This is a genomic window from Leifsonia lichenia, assembly GCF_054780215.1.
This window is the reverse complement of sequence record NZ_BAAGWT010000004.1, coordinates 1-19,680: the sequence shown is the minus strand read 5'-3', so window position 1 is coordinate 19,680 and position 19,680 is coordinate 1. Positions and strand designations below refer to the sequence as shown.

20 protein-coding genes are annotated in these 19,680 nt (G+C 68.3%); 13 read left to right on the top strand and 7 right to left on the bottom strand.

The features are described from left to right. Positions 1–150 precede the first annotated feature (150 nt). From ACYVGI_RS10625 to ACYVGI_RS10595, 7 genes are read left to right on the top strand one after another with little or no spacing between them, the layout of a single operon-like run. The gene (locus tag ACYVGI_RS10625; protein WP_460632592.1) at positions 151–1,254 is read left to right on the top strand and encodes a PIG-L deacetylase family protein; all 1,104 of its coding nucleotides are present in this window, start codon (positions 151–153) and stop codon (positions 1,252–1,254) included. Continuing rightward, complete coding sequence (locus ACYVGI_RS10620; protein WP_460632591.1) at positions 1,251–2,252, top strand: ATP-grasp domain-containing protein; 1,002 nt, start codon at positions 1,251–1,253, stop codon at positions 2,250–2,252. The genes ACYVGI_RS10625 and ACYVGI_RS10620 overlap by 4 nt, the downstream gene beginning before the upstream one ends. After that, on the top strand, positions 2,249–3,076 hold the full coding sequence (locus ACYVGI_RS10615; protein WP_460632590.1) for a PHP domain-containing protein: 828 nt from the start codon (positions 2,249–2,251) through the stop codon (positions 3,074–3,076). Before ACYVGI_RS10620 ends, ACYVGI_RS10615 begins: the two co-directional genes overlap by 4 nt. Beyond that, on the top strand, positions 3,073–3,228 hold the full coding sequence (locus tag ACYVGI_RS10610; protein ID WP_460632589.1) for a hypothetical protein: 156 nt from the start codon (positions 3,073–3,075) through the stop codon (positions 3,226–3,228). Before ACYVGI_RS10615 ends, ACYVGI_RS10610 begins: the two co-directional genes overlap by 4 nt. Beyond that, complete coding sequence (locus tag ACYVGI_RS10605; RefSeq protein ID WP_460632588.1) at positions 3,225–3,620, top strand: response regulator; 396 nt, start codon at positions 3,225–3,227, stop codon at positions 3,618–3,620. Before ACYVGI_RS10610 ends, ACYVGI_RS10605 begins: the two co-directional genes overlap by 4 nt. Then, positions 3,617–5,380: a sensor histidine kinase gene (locus tag ACYVGI_RS10600; RefSeq protein WP_460632587.1), complete on the top strand. Its 1,764-nt coding sequence runs from the start codon at positions 3,617–3,619 to the stop codon at positions 5,378–5,380. The genes ACYVGI_RS10605 and ACYVGI_RS10600 overlap by 4 nt, the downstream gene beginning before the upstream one ends. Further along, positions 5,380–6,177, top strand: a complete 798-nt coding sequence (locus ACYVGI_RS10595) for a carbon-nitrogen hydrolase family protein (RefSeq protein WP_460632586.1) — start codon at positions 5,380–5,382, stop codon at positions 6,175–6,177. The genes ACYVGI_RS10600 and ACYVGI_RS10595 overlap by 1 nt, the downstream gene beginning before the upstream one ends. 7 nt (positions 6,178–6,184) lie before the next feature. Here ACYVGI_RS10595 and ACYVGI_RS10590 read toward each other — a convergent pair whose 3' ends face one another. Then, positions 6,185–7,381, bottom strand: a complete 1,197-nt coding sequence (locus tag ACYVGI_RS10590; RefSeq protein WP_460632585.1) for a pyridoxal phosphate-dependent aminotransferase — start codon at positions 7,379–7,381, stop codon at positions 6,185–6,187. A 171-nt stretch (positions 7,382–7,552) separates the two neighbouring features. Between ACYVGI_RS10590 and ACYVGI_RS10585 the strand changes: the two genes are divergently transcribed. The 4 genes from ACYVGI_RS10585 (at position 7,553) to ACYVGI_RS10570 (ending at position 12,162) form a co-directional block, all read left to right on the top strand. Next, a complete protein-coding gene (locus ACYVGI_RS10585; RefSeq protein ID WP_460632584.1) occupies positions 7,553–9,292 on the top strand; it encodes a S1C family serine protease in 1,740 nt (579 codons plus the stop codon). Between the two features lie 131 nt (positions 9,293–9,423). Next, positions 9,424–10,467, top strand: a complete 1,044-nt coding sequence (locus ACYVGI_RS10580; RefSeq protein WP_460632583.1) for a glycosyltransferase family 2 protein — start codon at positions 9,424–9,426, stop codon at positions 10,465–10,467. A gap of 2 nt (positions 10,468–10,469) precedes the next feature. Continuing rightward, on the top strand, positions 10,470–11,288 hold the full coding sequence (locus tag ACYVGI_RS10575) for a CDP-alcohol phosphatidyltransferase family protein (RefSeq protein WP_460632582.1): 819 nt from the start codon (positions 10,470–10,472) through the stop codon (positions 11,286–11,288). Next, a complete protein-coding gene (locus tag ACYVGI_RS10570) occupies positions 11,281–12,162 on the top strand; it encodes a glycosyltransferase family 2 protein (protein ID WP_460632581.1) in 882 nt (293 codons plus the stop codon). Before ACYVGI_RS10575 ends, ACYVGI_RS10570 begins: the two co-directional genes overlap by 8 nt. 110 nt (positions 12,163–12,272) lie before the next feature. Here the strand turns inward: ACYVGI_RS10570 and ACYVGI_RS10565 are convergent, their stop codons facing one another. The 6 genes from ACYVGI_RS10565 to ACYVGI_RS10540 all read right to left on the bottom strand — a co-directional run bounded on the left by ACYVGI_RS10565 (position 12,273) and on the right by ACYVGI_RS10540 (position 16,586). Next, positions 12,273–13,265 (bottom strand): hypothetical protein, encoded by a 993-nt coding sequence (locus ACYVGI_RS10565; protein ID WP_460632580.1) that lies wholly within the window; start codon positions 13,263–13,265, stop codon positions 12,273–12,275. 132 nt (positions 13,266–13,397) lie between these two features. Continuing rightward, positions 13,398–13,712: a helix-turn-helix domain-containing protein gene (locus ACYVGI_RS10560; protein ID WP_460632579.1), complete on the bottom strand. Its 315-nt coding sequence runs from the start codon at positions 13,710–13,712 to the stop codon at positions 13,398–13,400. A 103-nt stretch (positions 13,713–13,815) separates the two neighbouring features. Next, positions 13,816–14,136 carry a hypothetical protein gene (locus ACYVGI_RS10555; protein ID WP_460632578.1) on the bottom strand — a complete coding sequence of 107 codons (321 nt, stop codon included), beginning with the start codon at positions 14,134–14,136 and terminating at the stop codon, positions 13,816–13,818. A 139-nt stretch (positions 14,137–14,275) separates the two neighbouring features. Then, the gene (locus ACYVGI_RS10550; RefSeq protein ID WP_460632577.1) at positions 14,276–15,013 is read right to left on the bottom strand and encodes an ABC transporter ATP-binding protein; all 738 of its coding nucleotides are present in this window, start codon (positions 15,011–15,013) and stop codon (positions 14,276–14,278) included. Beyond that, the gene (locus tag ACYVGI_RS10545; protein WP_460632576.1) at positions 15,013–15,831 is read right to left on the bottom strand and encodes an ABC transporter permease; all 819 of its coding nucleotides are present in this window, start codon (positions 15,829–15,831) and stop codon (positions 15,013–15,015) included. Before ACYVGI_RS10545 ends, ACYVGI_RS10550 begins: the two co-directional genes overlap by 1 nt. Positions 15,832–15,893: 62 nt before the next feature. Beyond that, positions 15,894–16,586, bottom strand: a complete 693-nt coding sequence (locus ACYVGI_RS10540) for a phosphocholine cytidylyltransferase family protein (RefSeq protein ID WP_055892599.1) — start codon at positions 16,584–16,586, stop codon at positions 15,894–15,896. 401 nt (positions 16,587–16,987) lie between these two features. On the opposite strand from ACYVGI_RS10540, the gene ACYVGI_RS10535 reads away from it, so the two are divergent. Both ACYVGI_RS10535 and ACYVGI_RS10530 read left to right on the top strand, forming a co-directional pair. Beyond that, on the top strand, positions 16,988–18,076 hold the full coding sequence (locus tag ACYVGI_RS10535; RefSeq protein ID WP_460632575.1) for an ABC transporter ATP-binding protein: 1,089 nt from the start codon (positions 16,988–16,990) through the stop codon (positions 18,074–18,076). Beyond that, positions 18,052–19,629: a hypothetical protein gene (locus tag ACYVGI_RS10530; protein ID WP_460632574.1), complete on the top strand. Its 1,578-nt coding sequence runs from the start codon at positions 18,052–18,054 to the stop codon at positions 19,627–19,629. Before ACYVGI_RS10535 ends, ACYVGI_RS10530 begins: the two co-directional genes overlap by 25 nt. Positions 19,630–19,680 lie beyond the last annotated feature (51 nt).

The following is a 19,680-nucleotide window of genomic DNA, read 5'->3' as shown; positions in this document are numbered from 1 at the left end:
ACCGGCTGCTGTTCAGTAAAAATCGTGGTCGAATCCCGGGCGTGCCGCGCGTGCATCCGGCGTTTGGTAGAACGATCTGTCGATGCCCCGTGTTTCGGGGCGGGCCTGTTCCGGTGGCCGCCGGTAGAGTCGGTGACAGGGAGGGCGTCCATGCCGAGTTCGCTTCAGAAGTATCGGGTCTGTGTGATCGAGGACGATCCGGACGTCGCCTTCTACATGAAGACGGTGCTGGAGAAGCGGGCGGATGCGGTGGTCGTCGCGATCACGGACCCGTCCACGGCGCTGGCGGCCATCGCCGACTTCGAGCCGGACCTGGTGCTCACCGACATCGAGATGCCGGGGATCTCCGGGCTCGACCTGCTGAAGGTGCTGCGCAGCCAGTATCCGGGGATGCCGGTCGTCGTCATGACCGCCCACGTCTCGGTCGACTACGCGGTCTCCGCTCTGCGCGCGCAGGCGGACGAGTTCCTGACCAAACCGGTCTCCTCCGCCGACCTGGTCTCGATCGTGACCAGGCTCGCCGAGCAGGGGCGCACCAAGAAGGCCGCGCAGCGCCCGCAGGTGGTCCTCGCCATCGGCGCGCATCCCGACGATGTCGAGATCGGCGTCGGCGGCATCCTCTCCGCCCACCGTGAGGCGGGCAACACCGTCGTCATCCTCACCATGTCGCGGGGCGCCAGGGGAGGGGATGCGGACGACAGGCAGCACGAATCTCTCGCGTCTGCGGAGCTGCTGGGTGCCAGGCTGTTCATGGAAGACCTCGAGGACACCCAGATCTCGGCGGCCGACCCGACGGTCGGCATCATCGAGCGCGTCGTCGCCGAGGTGCAGCCGGACATCGTGTACACGCACTCCGCCCACGACCGCCACCAGGACCACCGCGCCGTGCACTCCGCGACGCTCGTCGCGACCCGGTCGGTGCGCACGGTGTGCTGCTACCAGAGCCCGTCAGCGACGATCGACTACCGGCCGACCCGGTTCGTGCCGATAGATGGTTTCACAGACGCGAAACTGCGCCTGATCGACTGCTTCCGGTCGCAGACGGAGCTCCGCTCGTATCTCGAACCCGACTTCGTGCTCGCCACGGCGCGTTACTGGTCGCGATTCGGAGGCGGCCAGAGCTGTGAGCCGCTCGAAGTGATCAAAGACACCGCAGACATCTCGGTGCCCGCATCGTCCATGACCGCGGACGCCCGAATCAGAGGATCAGAAGTGAACAGAGGAACCGAAGTGAACAGAGGAACAGAGAAGTGACCCGAGTTCTCGTGACGGGCGCTGGCGGCCCAGCCGGCGTCGCCGTCATCCGCTCGCTGCTGGCCCGCGACGACGTGCAGGTGCTCGCCGCCGACATGGACGGCTGGGCGAGCGGGCTGTACCTCGTTGCCGCCGCCGACCGGCGCATCGTCCCCGCGGGCAGATCCGCCGGGTTCGTCGACGAGCTGATCCGGATGTGCGAGGCCGACGGCGTGGATGTGCTGTTCTCCACGGTCGACGTGGAACTTCCCGGCCTCGCAGCCCGGCGCGACGACCTGCTCGCGGTCGGGACGGCGCTCGCCGCCCCGAGCGTCGAGACGCTGACGGTCTGCCTCGACAAGTACCTCCTCGCCGAGCGCTGCGCAGGGCGGCTCGCCGTTCCGGAGACCAGGCTGCTGAACGCGGACGGCGTCGCGCACGACTGGACGTTCCCCGTCATCATCAAGCCGCGCAGTGGAGCGGGATCCCGCGGTGTCCGCCTGATCCAGGACCGCGAGACGCTGGAGTCGCTCGGCACGGACGAGAGCATCCTGATCCAGGAGAACCTGCCGGGGGACGAGTTCTCGGTCGACGTGCTCTCCGCGCTCGACGGCAGCGTGATCGCCGCCGTTCCCCGTTCGCGCGAACGCGTCGACTCCGGCGTCTCGATCGCCGGTCGCACGGTCAAACGCGACGAGCTCTCCCAGACCGCCGCCGACGTCGCTCGCGCCATCGGGCTCACCGGCGTCGCCAACGTGCAGCTCCGCTACAGCACCGCAGGCGTTCCGGCGCTGCTGGAGGTGAACCCGCGCTTCCCGGGCGCGATGCCGCTGACGATCGCTGCCGGCGTGGACATGCCCTCGCTGCTGCTCGACCTGGTGACGGGCGTCGACGTGCCGGCGAGCGTCGACTTCGTGGAGCTGGCGAACGTGCGGTACCTCGAAGACGTCTTCCTCGATCCGGCCGACGTGCTCGTCTCCGAGAACGCCGCCCACGCCGAAGGTCCGGGCGAGGAGTGACCGCGTCCGGCCGCGAGCTGCTGCTGGGCGACTACCACGTCCACTCGACGTTCTCGGACGACGCGGTCAGCACGCTCGCGGAGAACCTGTCGGCGGCGCACGCGGCGGGGCTGCGCGAGCTGCGCCTCATCGACCATGTGCGCGCGTCGACCACCTGGGTGCCCGAGTTCGTGCGCGCTGTCGCTGCAGAACGCATCCCCGACGGTCTGACGGTGTTCACAGGGGTGGAGACGAAGCTGCTGGATGCGTCGGGCGCCATCGACACGCCGCCCGACCTAATCGTCGGCGCCGGCGGGGTGGACGCGATCGTGATCGGCGACCACCAGTTCCCCGGCACGGACGGGCCGTGGTCGCCGCGCGAGACGACCGAGCGCCTCGCCGCCGGGCTGTCCGCCGACGACGCGCTCGATCAACTGATCACCGCGAGCATCCGCGCCATGCAGCGAACGCCGAACGGGCAGCTCGCGCACTGGTTCTCCATCCTGCCCAAGGTGGGACTGTCCGAGGAGCAGCTCGGGAGCGACAGGCTCGCCGCCTGGGCCGCTGCAGCGGCGAGCACGGGAACGATCGTCGAGGTCAACGAGAAGTGGGCGTGTCCGGGGCCGGATGCGGTCGCCGCCCTGATCGCGGCCGGCGCCCGCATCGTCGCATCCACCGACAGCCACGTCGCGTCGGACGTCGGCCGCTACGAACGTGTGGCGCGCATCCTGGAGGACGCCTATGGTCGTTCCCAAGAGAGCGCAGCGAGTGCGACGGACACAGGACCGACCACCGCACAACCGACCGACACAGAACTGACCGACACCGGGGAGGAGGACCGATGAGCCCCATCGACATGAACAGCGAGACGTACGAGAAGATCCAGCGCGAGATCGACGCGAACAAGCGCTGGGAGTACCGCCTGCTCCCGTATGCGGGGATCGCCCTGGTCGTGCTGGCCGCGATCGTCGTCGTTCGCACGGTGTTCCTCTCATGAGCGAGGCAGGTGCGCCCCGCGTCGTCATCGCCGACGACGATGACGACATCCGCGGGCTCATGCTCATCGCCGCCAAACGCGCGGGCGTGGAGGTGGTGGCGGCCGTCGACAACGGTCCGGCTGCACTCGAAGCAGTGCGCGCAGGCGGCATCGACCTCGTCGTGCTCGACATCTCGATGCCCGGCATGAACGGGGTCGAGGTCGCTGAGGCGGTCAGGGCCGATCCCGTCGCCAGTGCGACGCTCATCCTGATGGTGTCCGCGTCCGTGCAGCTCCTCACCGACCACGGCGTCGTCGCAGAACGCTCTGACAGCTTCATCATCAAGCCGTTCAGTCCCAAGGTGCTGACCGCGCGCATCAGGGACATGCTCGGGATGGAGGCGGCGGTATGACCATCGACCGCTGGCTCGGCCGGATCTCGATCGATTCGCCCAGCCCGTTCGTCAAGCAGATTCCGACGATCGTCGGCTTCCTGATCGCCATCGGCGTCATGCTGCTGCCGCTGAGCCCCGGCCCGACGAACACGCTGTTCTTCTACCTGGGAGTCGCGCTCGCCGTGGTGGCGACCGTCGTCTCCTTCGCTTTCCCGTGGCGGCGGCTGCGCACCGAGTGGTCGATCCTCATCCCGGTGCTCTCGCTGATCGCCGTCGGCCTGTTCCGGCTCGGCACCGGTGGGTCGACCTCGCCGTACGGCGCGCTGCTGCTGCTCCCATTCGTGTGGATCGCGACGGAGGAGGGCAGGATCAACGCCGTGATCGCGGCGCTCGGCACCTTCCTCGTGCTGCTCGGGCCCCTGGTGGTGAGCACCGTGCCGACGACTGTCGGCGACCTGGTTCGCGCGATCTTCTCCCCGCTGATATACATGATCGTCGCGGTCGTCATCAACGAGATCGCGCACAGAGTGCGCGTGCAGCTCGCCGCGGCCACCGAGGCGGCGAAGCAGCGCAAAGAGCTGCTCGAACAGGCCGTGCGCTCGCAGGATGAACTCGTGCTCAACGAGGCACGGCTCAAGACGGCGAACCGTCTCATCCAGAGCATCTGGAACGCGGTGACGGAGCAGTCGGTGATCGGCACCGACCTCGACGGTCTCATCGACGTCTGGAACCCCGGCGCGGAGAAGATGCTCGGCCTCACCGAGAAGCAGGCGCTCGAAGGCCACAGGCACATCATCGAGTTCCACCTCGCCTCCGAGCTGGAGGAGCGGCTCCGCGACATGGACGCCCGGGTGCAGACCGTGTCGAGCGCCGAGGACTTCTCCGCTCTGGTGGACGCGGTCCGCTCCGGGTACGCCGATGTGCGCGACTGGACGTATGTGCGGGCGGACGGCAAGCTGGTGCCCGTCCAGGTCGCAGCGACGCCGCGCCTCGACGAGAACGGCCACAGAGTCGGTTTCATCTTCGTCGCGACAGATATGACGCAGGCGCGAGAGTTCGCCAGGTTGAAGGACGAGTTCGTCGGCCTCATCTCGCACGAACTGCGCACGCCGCTCAGCTCCATCCTCGGGTACCTCGAACTGATGCGCGACGACGAGGACGACCCGCTGTCGCAGGAGCAGTTGCAGTACCTGGGGGTGGCGGAGCGCAACGCACACCGACTGCTGCGGCTCGTCGGCGACCTGCTGTTCACCGCTCAGGTGGAGTCCGGCCGGTTCCCGCTCGAGCAGAAGGACCTGGAGCTGGGCCCGCTGGTCACCGCGTCCGTCGAGTCCGCCCGCCCCGTCGCCGCGAACGCGGGGGTCGCGCTCGCGGCCGAGTTGCCGGACGAGTCCGTGACGATCTTCGGCGACCCGCTGCGCATCGGCCAGTCCATCGACAACCTCGTCTCCAATGCCATCAAGTTCACGCCGTCCGGTGGAAGCGTCACCGTCGCCCTCTCCCGCGACGGCGGGGATGCGGTGATCGCCGTCACCGACACCGGCATCGGCATTCCCGCGGTCGAGCTCGGGCAGCTCTCCAACCGGTTCTTCCGCGCCTCGACGGCCACCCGCAACGCCGTGCCAGGCGTCGGCCTCGGGCTCACCATCACGAAAGCCATCGTCACCGCGCACGGCGGAAGCATCGACATCGCCAGCGAGGAGGGCGTCGGCACCACGATCAGCCTGCGCCTCCCTCTCGAAGTGGCAGCGGCGGCGGCCATGGACGGCGGCCGCTGATGGACGTCGCCGTCGTGCAGTTCGCGCCGACCGACGACACCGTTCACAACAGGGACTCCGTCGCCGCGTTCGTGGCGGTCGCTGCCGGACGCGGGGCGAAGCTCGTGGTGTTCCCCGAGTACGCGTCGTATTTCGCGCATCCACTCGGCGAGGGGTTCGTGCGGAACGCCGAGCCGATGGACGGGCCGTTCGTCGGCGCGCTCGTCGCTGCCGCCAGGGAGCATGACGTGTTCGTGGTCGCCGGTCTCGTGGAGAGCACCGATGACCGGCACCGGTTCTCGAACACCCTCGTCGCCGTCGCTCCCACGGGCGACGTCGTCGCGACGTACCGCAAGCAGCACCTCTACGACGCGTTCGGCGCCCGGGAGTCCGACTGGGTGGTGCCCGGCTCCCTGGACGCTCCCCAGACGTTCGACGCGCACGGCATCACCGTGGGGATGCAGACCTGCTACGACCTGCGCTTCCCCGAGGTGACCAGGCGGCTGGCCGACGCGGGGGCCGAGCTGGTGCTCGTTCCTGCTGAATGGGTGCGCGGTCCGCTCAAGGAGCAGCACTGGCGCACTCTGATCGCAGCGCGTGCCATCGAGAACACGCTCTACATCGCCGCCGCGGACCACACGCCTCCGATCGGCGTCGGATCGAGCACGATCGTCGACCCGATGGGCGTCGCGCTCGCCACGATCGGAGAGACGACAGGGGTCGCCGTCGCCGAGGTCGCCGTGGAGCGCGTGCGCGCTGTGCGCGAGGTCAACCCGGCACTCGCCCTCCGGCGCTACCGGGTGGAGCCGATCGACTGATTCGGCGTCAGCGCCGCAGGTCGGAGAGCTGTGCGGCCGCGCGCTCCAGCACCTCGGTGCGCTTGCAGAACGCGAACCGGACGAGGGATGCGGTCCCCGCGGCGTACGCGTCCGTGCAGAACGCGGACAGCGGCACGGCGACCACCCCGGCGAGGTGGGGCAGCTCACGGCAGAACGTCACGGCGTCGGCGAAGCCCAGGGGAGCGGCGTCGGCGACGACGAAGTATGTGCCGTCGGAGTCTGCGACCCCGAAGCCCGCGGCGCGCAGCCCGTCCGACAGCAGATCCTTCTTCTGCCTGAGCGTCGCGGCGATGCCGGTGAAGTAGTCGTCACCCAGCCGGAGCCCGGCCGCGATGGCCGGCTGGAACGGCGCGCCGTTGACATAGGTCAGGAACTGCTTCACCGCGAGGACGGCTGTCACGAGCTCGGCCGGGGCGGTGAGCCAGCCGACCTTCCACCCCGTGGTGTTGAACGTCTTGCCGCCGGAGGAGATGCTCACCGTGTGCTCCCGCGCCCCCGGCAGCGTCGCGATCGGCACGTGCGGCACGCCGAACGTCAGGTGCTCGTACACCTCGTCCGTCACGATGATGGCGTCGTGCTCGTCGGCCAGTTCCACGATCGTCTGCAGCACCTCGGTGCTCAGCACCGTGCCGGTCGGGTTGTGCGGGGAGTTCACGAGGATGATCCTGGTGCGGTCGGTGACCGCATCCCGCAGCTCGTCGAGGTCGGGCTGGAAGCCGGGAAGGCGAAGGGGGACCGTGCGGTGCCTGCCGTCGGCCAGGCTGATCAGCGCGCCGTACGCGTCGTAGAACGGCTCGAAGGTCACGACTTCGTCGCCCGGCTGCAGCAGCGCAAGCAGGGTGGCCGCGATGGCCTCTGTGGCGCCCGCGGTGACCAGGACCTCGCGGTCGGGGTCGATGGTGAGCCCGTAGAAGCGCTGCTGGTGCTCGGCGATGGCGTGCCGCAGGTCCGGGATGCCGATGCCGGGCGGGTATTGATTCTTTCCGGAGCGGATGGCGGCCACCGCGGCGTCGAGCACGACGGCGGGTCCGTCCTCGTCCGGGAAGCCCTGGCCGAGGTTGATCGAGCCCGTCCGCACGGCGAGAGCGCTCATCTCGGCGAAGATCGTCGCAGCGATCGAACCGTCTGCGCCGAGCAGCCCTGCTCCGCTCGCCGCGCGCTTCCACGCGCCTGACACCGTCATGGGACCATCCTCTCCGCGTCGTGTTGTTCCAACCTACGGGGTGTCGGTCGTCGCACGCATTCGGTACGTTGTGCAGAGTCATTGACAGGCAGTAGCTCGTCCACAGGGGCCGCAAATAGAACACCCAGGTTCGCATCCCAAGCTGTCAGTGCTTGGAAGGAGCAACACACCATGACTGACACCCCGATCACTCCGGAGCCCGCGAAGGCCCAGCACGACGCCGACACCGAGTCGGTCGCGGGTGCTGCAGCCGAGACCCCCGTCAACGCCGAAGGCCGGACCCCGGCGGAGGCCACTCCGGCTGCCGAGGCTGCGCCGGCCGCTGACGCTGCGCCGGCCGCTCCCGCCGCTCCGGCCGCTCCCGCCGCTCCGGCTTGGGAAGCTCCGGCCGCCGCGCCGGCCGCTCAGCAGACGGATGCGCAGCCCACCCTCCCGCAGCCGGGAGCGCCCATCGCTCCGGCCGCCAACCAGACCCAGCCGACCCAGCCGGTGCCGCCGCAGCCGTACGGCCAGCAGCCGACCGCGCAGCAGCCGACCGCGCAGCAGCCCAACTACGGGAACGGCTCGTTCGGCCAGCCCGCATACCAGGGCGCACCGCAGCAGCCGTACGCCCCGCACGCCCAGCACGGGCCGTACGCGACCGCCCCCGGCGTTGCGACGGCTGACAAGCCGGCGAAGAAGCGCAACACCGGCATGATCATCGCGACCCTCGCGATCGGCGCCCTCATCGGCGGCGTCGCCGGAGCGGGAGCGGGAGTCGGCATCTACGCGGCGACCAGCTCCAACAACGCGACCATCAAGACAGTCTCCGGCCCGCAGAACATCACCGTCAACGACGCCAACAACGCCACGACGGTCACCGCCGTCGCCGCGAAGGCGTCGCCGAGCGTCGTCACCATCTCGGTGACCGGCTCGAGCGAGGGGGGCACGGGCTCCGGCATCGTCCTCACCTCGGACGGCTACGTCCTCACCAACACGCACGTCGTCACCCTCGACGGCCAGGCCTCGAACGTGACCGTCAGCGTCCAGGACAACGACGGCAAGATCTACTCGGCGAAGATCGTCGGCACCGACCCGACCACCGACCTCGCCGTGATCAAGCTGGACGGCGCATCCGGGATGACCCCGATGAAGTTCGCCGACTCGAGCAAGCTGAACGTCGGAGACACCGCCGTGGCGATCGGCGCACCGCTCGGTCTCTCCGGCACCGTCACCGACGGCATCGTCAGCGCCCTCAACCGCAGCATCAGCATCGCCTCGTCCGCGGCTCCCAAGTCGGGCGACGACTCGTCCGGCGGCAGCGGGGGAGACACCAACGGCAACCCGTGGAACTTCGACTTCCCCGGTCAGGGCGGCTCAGGCTCCGGTTCGCAGCAGCAGACCACCACGACGGCGACGATCTCGCTGCCGGTCATCCAGACCGACGCCGCGATCAACCCCGGCAACTCCGGTGGAGCCCTGCTCAACAGCAAGGGTGAGCTGATCGGCGTCAACGTGGCCATCGCCAGCGCGAGCGGTTCGTCGTCGAGCGGCACCCAGTCGGGCAGCATCGGCGTCGGCTTCGCCATCCCGGCGAACCTCGCTGAGCGCGTCTCGCAGGAGATCATCAAGAACGGCTCTGCCACGCACGGCCTGCTCGGCGCATCCGTCACCGACTCGTCCTCCGACGCCAAGGCGACCAACGTCGGCGCGATCATCAAGGATGTCACCTCCGGAGGGGCAGCGGCAGCCGCCGGCCTGAAGGCAGGCGACGAGGTCGTGAACTTCAACGGCCTGCCGATCACGAGCGCGACCGACCTGACCGCTCAGGTCCGCGCCCTCGCGGCCGGAGCCAAGGCGGACGTCACCTACATCCGCGACGGCCAGACCAAGACCACGACGGTCACGCTCGGTTCGCTCCCCGCGAGCTGATCGCCCGCACCGCCACCACGAGGCCGTCCCGCAGCAGCGGGGCGGCCTCGCGGCGTTCGGGTGGCGGGCTCCCAGGCGCGCCGGGGAGCGGCTGATAAGCTCGAACGACCCGAAAACGACGAATGGAACCGATGCCGGACAACACTGTGCACACCCTCCCCGGTGTCTCGTACGTGATGCCCGTTCTGAACGAAGTCACTCACGTGCGGGCTGCCGTCGACAGTCTCCTCGCGCAGGACTACGCAGGACCGTTCGAGGTGACCATCGCGCTCGGCCCGAGCATGGACGGCACAACGGAGCTCGTGGAGGACCTCGCGGCCGTCGACAACCGCATCCACATCGTCGAGAACGTCGTCGGCTCCACGCCGGCCGGGCTCAATCTGGCCATCCGCCAGTCGCACTACCCCGTGGTCATCCGGGTGGATGCGCACTCCGTCCTGCCCACCGACTACGCCCGCATCGCGGTGGAGACGATTCTGGAGACCGGCGCGGACAACGTCGGCGGACTGATGGATGCGCAGGGCACCACCGCGTTCGAGCGCGCCGTCGCGCGCGCATACGGCAGCCGCGTCGGCCTCGGCGGCACCAAGCTGCACGTCGGCGGTGAAGCCGGACCGGCGGAGACGGTGTACCTCGGCGTCTTCCAGCGCGACAGGCTGATCGAGGTCGGCATGTTCGACGAGGACATCAAGCGCGGTCAGGACTGGGAGCTCAACCGCCGCCTGCGAGCGACCGGCGGCACGGTGTGGTTCACGCCGCGGCTCAAGGTCACATACCGACCGCGCCCCAACCTCTACCGTCTGGCCAGACAGTTCGTGTCGACCGGCGTCTGGCGCGGAGAGCTCGCGCGCCGTTTTCCCGCCGCCAACGGCATCCGCTACTTCGCGCCGCCCCTGATGGTGCTCGGCGTCGCCATCGGGCTGATCCTCGGGATCGTCGGCATCGTCCAAGCCATCCTCGGGGCAGCGCCCTGGCTGCTCATCGGCTTCGCCATCCCGGCGTTCTACGTGCTGATCGTCCTCGTCTCCGCCATGCTGTGGGGGCGCAAGGATGGCTTTCGTTCGTTCCTCTGGTTTCTCGTAGTCTTGCCGTGCATCCATTTCTGCTGGGGGAGCGGCTTCATCCTCGGATACCTCTCGCTCACCCGCAACATCACGGCCCACACGGGAAGGTAGCCATGTCAGCCCCAGGCACCGGCGCGCACGGAGCGCGCCCGACCTCGATCGCCGAGCTGCGCGCGGTCGCGCAGCCGCCCGAGGTGCGCGGCCGCCGCAACGCCGAGCACTGGACCGCGTCGCTGTACCTGCGCAACCTGTCGCCGTACCTCACCTGGTTCCTGCTCAAGACCTCGATCTCGGCCAACGGCGTCACCGGACTGATGATCCTCACCGGATGGGCGACGGCCGCGAGCCTGCTCATCCCCGGCATCGGCGGCGCCGCGCTCGCCCTCATCCTCGGCCAGTTGCAGATGCTGGTCGACTGCTGCGACGGCGAGGTGGCGCGCTGGCGCAAGACATCGTCGCCCGCGGGGATCTTCCTCGACAACGTCGGGCACTACTCCACCGAGACGCTGATCGCGATCGCGCTCGGCATCCGCGCGGCGGGCTACCCGTTCGAGGCGCCGGCCGACTACCTGTGGACCAACCTCGGCACCCTGCTGGCCCTCATCATCGTGCTCAACAAGGCCCTGAACGACATGGTGCGCGTCGCCAGGGCGAACGCGGGCCTCGGCAAGCTGGCCGACACCCAGGCGGCGTACGCGCCGACCCACGGCGTGATCGCCCGCCTGCGCCGCGCCGCTCGCTTCGTGCCGTTCCACCGGCTCTACCACTCGGTCGAGCTGACGATCATGATCTTCGTCTTCTCGATCGTCGGCCTCTTCATCGGGGATCAGCTCGCCAACCGCATCCTGCTGGCCGTCCTCGTGCCGCTGGCGCTGCTGGCGCTGATCGGGCACTTCGTGGCGATCATGTCGTCCAAGAGGGTCCGTGGCTGACCGTCGGGTGGCGGTCGTGGTGCTCACTCAGGGCACCCGGCCGGTCGAGCTGCGCCGCGGGATCGACTCCGTGCTGGCGCAGACGGGCGTCGAGACCGACGTGGTCGTCGTCGGCAACGGCTGGGACCCTGCCACGTCCGACCCGGCACTTCCCGACGGCGTCCGCTCGCTGCACCTTCCGGAGAACGTCGGCATCCCCGCGGGACGGAACGCGGGCGTCCCCCTGGTCTCCGGCGACATGCTGCTGTTCCTGGACGACGACGCGTGCATCCCGTCGCCCGGCTTCCTCACCGACGCGATCGGCAAACTGGATGCGGACCCCGGCATCGGGATGATCCAGCCGCGCATCGTGGACCCCTCCGGCACGATGTCGCCTCGCCGATGGATCCCGCGTATCCGCAAGGGCGACCCTGCGCACCCGAGCAACGTTTTCTCGGTGTGCGAGGCGGTCATCGTGCTCCCGCGACGCGTGTTCGACGCCGCCGGCGGCTGGGCCGCCCCGTTCTTCTACGCCCACGAGGGAATCGACCTGGCCTGGAAGGTGTGGGACCAGGGGCTGCGCACCTGGTACGCGGGCGACCTGATCGCCAACCACCCCGCCGTCTCGCCGACGAGACACTCGTACTATTACCGCCTCAACGCCCGCAACCGGGTGTGGCTGGCGCGACGCAACCTGCCCGGCGTGCTCGTGCCCCTCTACGTCGGATCGTGGACGGGCATCCAGGTGCTCCGGTGGTTCAGGAAGCCGGCGGTGCTGAAGGCGTGGTTCGGAGGCTGGCGGGAAGGCTGGCGCACCGACCCGGGAGAGCGGAAGCCGCTGCGCTGGCGCACTGTGTGGCGCATGACCCTCGCTGGGCGCCCCCCGATCGTCTGAGGCTCTGAGCCTCTGAGGCTCTGAGGCTCTGAGGCTCTGAGCCTCGCTGCCGCTGAGCCTCTGTGCTTGTGAGCCTCTGTGCTTGTGAGCCTCTGTGCTTGTGAGCGCGCTCAGTCGTCTGCGCGCTCGTCGGCGCTCGGGTCCGGCGCCGACGACAGTTCGCCCTGGGCCAGTTCGCCCGTGGTCAGCTCGCCCTGCGGAGCGGAGGCTGAGCGTCGGCGCGGCACTGCCCCCTTCAGGACGGTGCCCGCGCGGAGCGCTGCGCTCCCAGCGCTCGCGCCCATCCGGCGCACCCCGTCGGTCGTCGCGGCGATGGACCGCCCGGCGATGCCGGGCTTCTTCTCGCCGACCGCGACCGAACGGACGACCGGGTCTGTGGCGGAGGGGAATACGGCGGGCGCACCGCCGAAAGCGAGCCGGGAGTTCTGCACGACACGACGGCCGAGGATGTTGTTGCCGGCCCCGCCGATGACGGCGCCGATCCCGAACGGGATCGCTCGGCCGATCACGCTGGCACCGCCGCGCACCGCGAATTGCCGGATGAACGCGCTCTTCAGCCGATCGACCAGCGGCCCGACCATCATCGACGGAAGGCTCGAGGTGACGAGCTCTCCCCAGTACGCGGTCCGTCCCGCTCCGCCTCCGGCGACCTGGCCGGCCAACTGGCGCACCAGGTCGGAGCCCTCCCTGCCCAGCATCATGGTGAGGACGAGAGCGCGAGCACGCTCAGGGTCGTCGACGGCGATGCCGTGCAGCTCGCTGAGCGACTGAGCGTAGAGGGCCGTCGCTTCAAGGAAGGCGGCCGTCTCCAGGCCGGAGAGCGCAATGGTGATGCCCGTGCCGATCGCGGGGATGACGGCGGTGACGCCGACAGCCGCGCCGCCGGTGGTCACCGCGGCGAGATAGCGACGCTCCAGGATGGCTGCGATCTGAGCGGGGCTCGCCTCGGGGTTCCTGCGACGGATGCCCCGCAGATGCGCGAGCACGGCGGGACGGTGGATCGCGAGCAGCCGGTCGAGCGTGGTGTTGACCATGCGAGGCGTCTCGGCCCCCGTCTGCTGTCCGCCGGTGACCGATACGAGCGGTTTCTGCTGTTTTGCCATCGATCCCGAGTGTATGCGCACATTCTGCGAGGAACACAGGGATTGATTTTCCCGGTGTTCCTCGCAGAATGCTTGTCCTGTCGGTGGTGGCGATGGCTCCCTGCCGGAGGTCGCGGTTCTGGAAGCGGCGGGTCAGCGGCCGAGAGGGGAGCGATCGTGCCGTGACCGCAGGTACTCCGCGGCGGGCAGAACGCTGTAGGTGGCAGGGAGGTGATCCCCGGTCAGCTCAGCGGTGAGAGCGGCGACGTCCACGCCGAGAACGCTCGCGATCCGCAGAATGGTCACGAGGCTCGGGTTGGCGACACCGCGCTCGATCTTGCCGTAGTTGGTGACGTGCATCTGTGCGAGGTCGGCGACGTTCTCTTGGCTGAGGCCGAGCTCGATGCGGACGTTGCGCACGCGCGCCCCGAAGATCACGGCGGCTGGGGACAAAGGCTCTGGTGACATAAACAATGAATACGACGATCTCGCGTCCAGGGCCAGAGTCGACGTGCCTCGGACACTCTCACCGTGTGCATAAAGGATGTAAAATACATGCCATCTTCCCGGTTCAGAAGCTGACGTTCCACAGGTACTCCGAGCCGTCCGGCCGGAACCACCGCAGGACGAGGATGGTGTCTGCGGCGAGGTCGGGGCCGGTGACGGTCGCCTCGACGGCTGCCCCTGGCGAGACGACGGCGGGGGCGCTCACCCGCAGGCGGGAGCGGCCGGCGATGCTGACGGTGACCCCGCGCAGCACCTCCCTGCTGGTGTTGACCAGGCGGTACAGCGGAGAGGCGCTTCGGTCGACCTCCCATGGCACGCGATGGGCGGCGGTGGTGGGCTGAGTGGTGGACGATGGACTGCGGAGGTCGCGGCGACGGTGGATCATGAAAACACTCTAAATATCGCGTCCGACGCTTGGTCGCTCAGATCGGGCGTCTGGGCCTCTTCTGTGGAGAACTCCTCGAATTCTTTTTTGTGGAGGGATTGGAGCATCCCAAAGAATTCGACCTGATCAGGGTTTTCGATCAGCTTCCGTAGTCGCGGTTGTACAGGTCCAGCACCTCGTCGATGGAGCTGTCGAGCACCAGTGACCCCTTGTCGAGATACAGTCCTCTGTCGCAGAAACGGCGGAGGTCCTTCTCGTTGTGCGACACGAAGAAGAGCGTCCTCCCGCCGTCGAGCAGTTCCTCGATGCGCCGGTAGCACTTCTCGCGGAAACCGCGGTCGCCCACGGCGAGCACCTCGTCCACGAGGATGATCGGCTCTTCGAGCTGCGAGATGACGGAGAACGCGATCCGCACCTTCATCCCACTGGACAGATGCTTGTACGGGGTGTCGACGAAGTCGCGGATCTCGGCGAAGTCGATGATGCTGTCGAACCGTTCGTCGATCTGCGAGCGTGACATGCCGTGCAACCCGGCGGTCAGGTAGACGTTGTCGCGCACGGTCAGGTCGTCCACGAAGCCGCCCGTGATCTCGATGAGCGGCGCGACGCCGTCCTCGACCTTCACAGCGCCCTCGTCGGGGAGCATGACGCCGGCCACGAGCTTCAGCAGGGTGGACTTGCCCTGGCCGTTCCTGCCGACGACGCCGATCGACTCGCCCTCCTTCACGGCGAAGGTGACGTTGCGGAGCGCCCAGAAGTCATCGGGCCGCGTGCGTCGCTGACGGGAGCTGAACAGGTCCTTGAACGAGCGCCGCCCTCCCCGGTTGCGCCGGAAACGGACACCCAACCCGGTGACGTCGATGATGGACTCCGGCATCAGATCTCCTTCAGGACGGCGCGCTCGCTGCGGCGGAAGACCAGGATGCCGATTCCGAGGAGAACGAGCGAGACCAGGGCGCTCATCATCACCAGGTACCAGTCGAGCTCCTTGGCGAAGAACGCCGAGCGATACAGGCTGAACAGGCCGGTGAGCGGGTTGAACGCCGCGAGGTCTTTCAGGATGTGGATGTGCTCCAGGTCGCGCGCGCTGTAGATGATCGGGGATGCGTAGAAGAGGAAGCGCAGGAACAGCTTGATCGCGCGCTCCAGGTCGCGGAAGAACACCACGAGCGGCGCGACGATCAGGCCGACGCCCATGGTCAGGATCACCTGGATGACGATGGCGAGCGGGAACAGCAGAATGTCGATGTTCACCTTGGCGCCGCCGAGGACGGCGAAGAACGCGAGCACGGGGAGGGAGAGCAGGAACTCGATGCCCTTGGATGCGACGATCCTGTTGACCCAGATGGAGCGCGGGATCATCGTGGACCGGATGAGCTTCGACTCGCGCAGGAACGCTCTGGTGCTGTCCGAGACCGCGCCGTTGAACCACATCCACGGGAGCAGTGCGGCGAGCAGGAAGACGATGTACGGTTCCTCACCGACGTCGCGGTGGAAGATCTGGGTGAAGACCAGCCAGTAGATGCCGCTCATCACCAGAGGGTCGAGGATCGACCACAGGTAGCCGAGCGCGCTCGTGGAGTACCGGACGCGCAGATCGCGCTTCGTCAGCAACCAGAGGGAGTGCCGGTAGCGGGCGAACTTCGTTCGCTGCGCAGGGCGCACGGCAGTGAATGTACTGGTCACGGAACCCATCGTATTGATCGAAGCTGCGTGCTCGTCACGCAGCGGATTCGACTATACGAAAAAACCCTGGACTAAACGAAAAGGTTCGCCCGCTCGAGGTCTTCCTGGAAGTCGACCTCCACGGCGTACAGGTCGGAGATGTCGACGGGCTCGACGAGCAGGGCGTCCTGCTCGATGGCGAGCTCGATGCCTCGCTCGAAGTAGTCCTGGTCGCCGACGCGCTGCAACTGGCGGAGCAGGGCGGCCTTGTCGGTGCTCGACACGTAATTGATGCCGACGGCCTCGCCAAGACCGTTCTTGACGGTCTTGGAGAGTTCCTGGATGTAGCCCTCTGCGCCGGTGGTGTACTTGACCTCCTCGTCGGCGACCGACGAGGTGTTGACGGTCACGAAGGTCTGGTCGCGGTTGACGGTCGCTGCGGCGCGAACGAGGACGGCGGGGTCGAAGACGACGTCACCGTTCATCCAGAGCACTCCGCCGTTGCCGGACGCCTGCAGGGCGCGCATGAGGCTCTTCGAGGTGTTGGTCTGGTCGTACTGCTCGTTGTAGACGAAGGAGGCGTCGGGGAACGCCTCGATGATGTGCTCCAGCTTGTAGCCGACGACGATGGTGACCTTGGCGTCCTTGCCGAAAGCTGCGTGGATGTTGTCGAACTGCTGCTGCATGATGGTGCGGCCGTCGCTGAGCTCGGTGAGCGGCTTCGGAAGGCTTCGTCCGAGGCGGCTGCCCATGCCGGCGGCCAGAATCACTACCTGGGTCGTCACAATTGTCTCCTTGGGTTCCGTGCGGACTGGAGATGATGACCTGCTGGACACCACTTAACCGAAGTCTGGTAGAGGGTTCGCCCAGGGTTCAGCCGCACTTACGCGTATCGACACCCCTTCATGCCTCGACCAGAATACCGGCGCACCCTTTCGAGGGGCAGGGGTTGACCGATGTCGTTGTTGGGTCGTTATGTTCCTCACAGGACTTTCCTAGGCTGCGGGACCCGGGCAGTTGGCGGGGTGGGGCTCACAACTCGCGGGCGTCTTGGTACGTTAGCTGGGTGAGTTCCGAGCAAGCGCGACCAGACAGCACCGAGCCGGTCACGGCGCGCACGCCAGTGACTCCACGACGCACGACGAAAGACACGGCACCAAGCGCTGGGGAGCGGACGGGGGACGAGATGGCCGCGAATGCGACAGAGGGGGACGGTGTGTCGTCGCCTCCGAAGAAGTCGGCCACGAGGGCGCCTGCGAAGCGCACTCCCGCTGTGAAGACGGCCGCTGCTGCAGCAGGGTCGAGCACGCGCAGTGCGACGCCGCGCGCCCCGCGGACGACCAAGCCGCGCACGACCAAGACGGCGCTGCCCGTCGAGACCACAGCCACGATCGAGGTGGATGCGCCCGCTGAGGTGGCGGCGCCCGCTGAGGTGGATGCGCCCGCCGAGGTGGCAGCGCCCGCCGCGCCCGCCGCATCCACTGCCGCTGCGACGCGGACGGCCCCGTCCTCCGCTGCCAGCGTGCTGAGCGTCACCGGCCTGTACAAGCGGTTCGGCGAGACCGTCGCCGTCGACGGTGTGTCGCTCGACGTGAAGGAGGGCTCCTTCTACGGCATCGTCGGCCCGAACGGCGCAGGCAAGACCACGACGCTCTCGATGGTCACCGGCCTGCTGCGGCCGGACGCCGGGCGAGTGCTCGTGCACGGCATCGACGCATGGACCGACCCGGTTCGCGCCAAGCGCGCCATCGGCGTCCTGCCCGACAAGCTCCGCCTGTTCGACAGGCTCACCGGGGCCCAGCTCCTGCACTACTCGGGCACGCTCCGCGGCCTGAGCGCCAAGACCGTGCGCCTGCGCAGCGCCGACCTCGCTTCCGCGTTCGGCATCGAGGACGCCCTCGACCGCCTGGTCGCCGACTACTCGGCCGGAATGACCAAGAAGATCGCCCTCGCCGCGGCGATGATCCACTCGCCCAGGCTGCTGGTGCTCGACGAGCCGTTCGAGTCCGTCGACCCCGTGTCTGCGGCGAACGTCATCGAGATCCTGCAGCGGTATGCGGCTGCCGGTGGCACGGTCGTGCTGTCCAGTCACGGCATGGACCTCATCCAGCGGGTGTGCGACAGCGTCGCGATCATCGTGCAGGGCAAGGTCCTCGCGGCGGGCACCATCGACGAGGTGCGCGGAGAGCAGACCCTCGAAGAGCGTTTCGTCGATCTGGCGGGCGGACGCAAGGCAGCGGAGGGCATGGAGTGGTTGCACAGTTTCTCGGACTGAAGCTGCGCCTCATGGGCAACGCCTTCCGGCGAAGCCCGTGGCAGGTCGTCGGCTTGTCGGTCGGGCTGGTGTACGGCTTCCTCATCACCGTCGTCGTGGTGGGCAGCCTCATCGCCGCCCGGTTCGTGCCCGACATCGCCCAGGTGCATCACGTCCTGGTGGTCGTCGGCTCGATCGTCGTGGCCGGATTCTTCCTGCTCCCGCTGGTCTTCGGTGTCGACGACACCCTCGACCCGCGCGCGTTCTCGCTGTTCGGCATCCCGAACAGGCAGCTCTCGACGGGCCTGCTGCTCGCTGCCCTGATCGGCATCCCGTCGGTCGTGCTGAGCATCTGCGCCGTCGCGACGGTGGTCACCTGGTCGCGGGATGTCGGCACGACGCTCATCGCGATCGTGTCCGCCGTGCTGCTGGTGTTGACCTGCATCCTGGCGAGTCGTGTCTCGACGTCCGTGGCGTCGTTCCTGCTCGCGACTCGCAGGTCGCGGGAGTTCGGCGGGGTCATCGGAATCCTCATCATCGTGCTGATCGCGCCGGTCATCATCCTGCTGATCACGATCGACTGGGGCCGCGACGGCCTCGGCGTGCTGTCCGGGTTCGCCGCCTGGCTCGGCTGGACCCCGCTCGGCGCAGTGTGGTCGGTGCCGGGCGAGGCGGCCGAGGGCGCGTGGGGCATCGCCGTGCTGAAGCTCGTCGTCGCCGCGGCGACGGTCGGGCTGCTCTGGCTCGCCTGGACCTCGCTCGTGGCGAAGATGCTCGTCACACCGCAGCGGGAGGCGCACTCCAAGGCGTACCACGGGCTCGGCTGGTTCGGCAGGCTCACGGGCGGCCCGACCGCCGCGATCGCCGCCAGGTCGATGACGTACTGGGGTCGCGATCCGCGCTACTGGATCTCCCTGGTGATGATCCCCGTGGTGCCCGTGTTCGTGATCGTGGCGCTGACGCTGGCAGGGATCCCCGGGCACTACGTGTCGCTGGTGCCTCTGCCGCTGGTCTGCCTCTTCCTCGGCTGGACGATCCACAACGACGTCGCATACGACAGCACGGCGCTCTGGCTGCACATCGTCTCCGGCACGCGGGGCATCGCCGACAGGGTGGGCAGGATGTTCCCACCCGTGCTCGTCGGCATCCCCGTCGTTGTCCTCGGCTCCATCATCACGGCAGCGGTGTACGGCGACTGGGCCGTGCTTCCCGCGGTGGGCGCGCTGAGCGGAGCGATCCTGCTGATCGGGCTCGGGCTGTCCAGCCTGTTCTCCGCCCTGTTCCCGTATCCGGCGACCAAGCCGGGCGACAGCGCATTCGCTCAGCCGCAGACGTCGGGCGCGTCCGCCGCGCTGGTGCAGGCGCTGAGCTTCTTCGCGATCCTGATCCTCGCGTCGCCGATCATCGTGTTCCTGGTGCTCGGCCTGACGCTCAGCCCGTTCTGGCTGGGGATCGCCCCTGTCGCCGCCATCGTGCTCGGCTTCGGCGCCCTCTTCGGCGGACTCTACCTCGGCGCGAAGGCGTTCGACCGCCGCGGCCCGGAACTCATGGCCTTCGCCAACCGCAACGACTGACCCCCACCCACCCGCCCCCAGCCCCGGCCATCGAGCCCAGCATTTCTCACC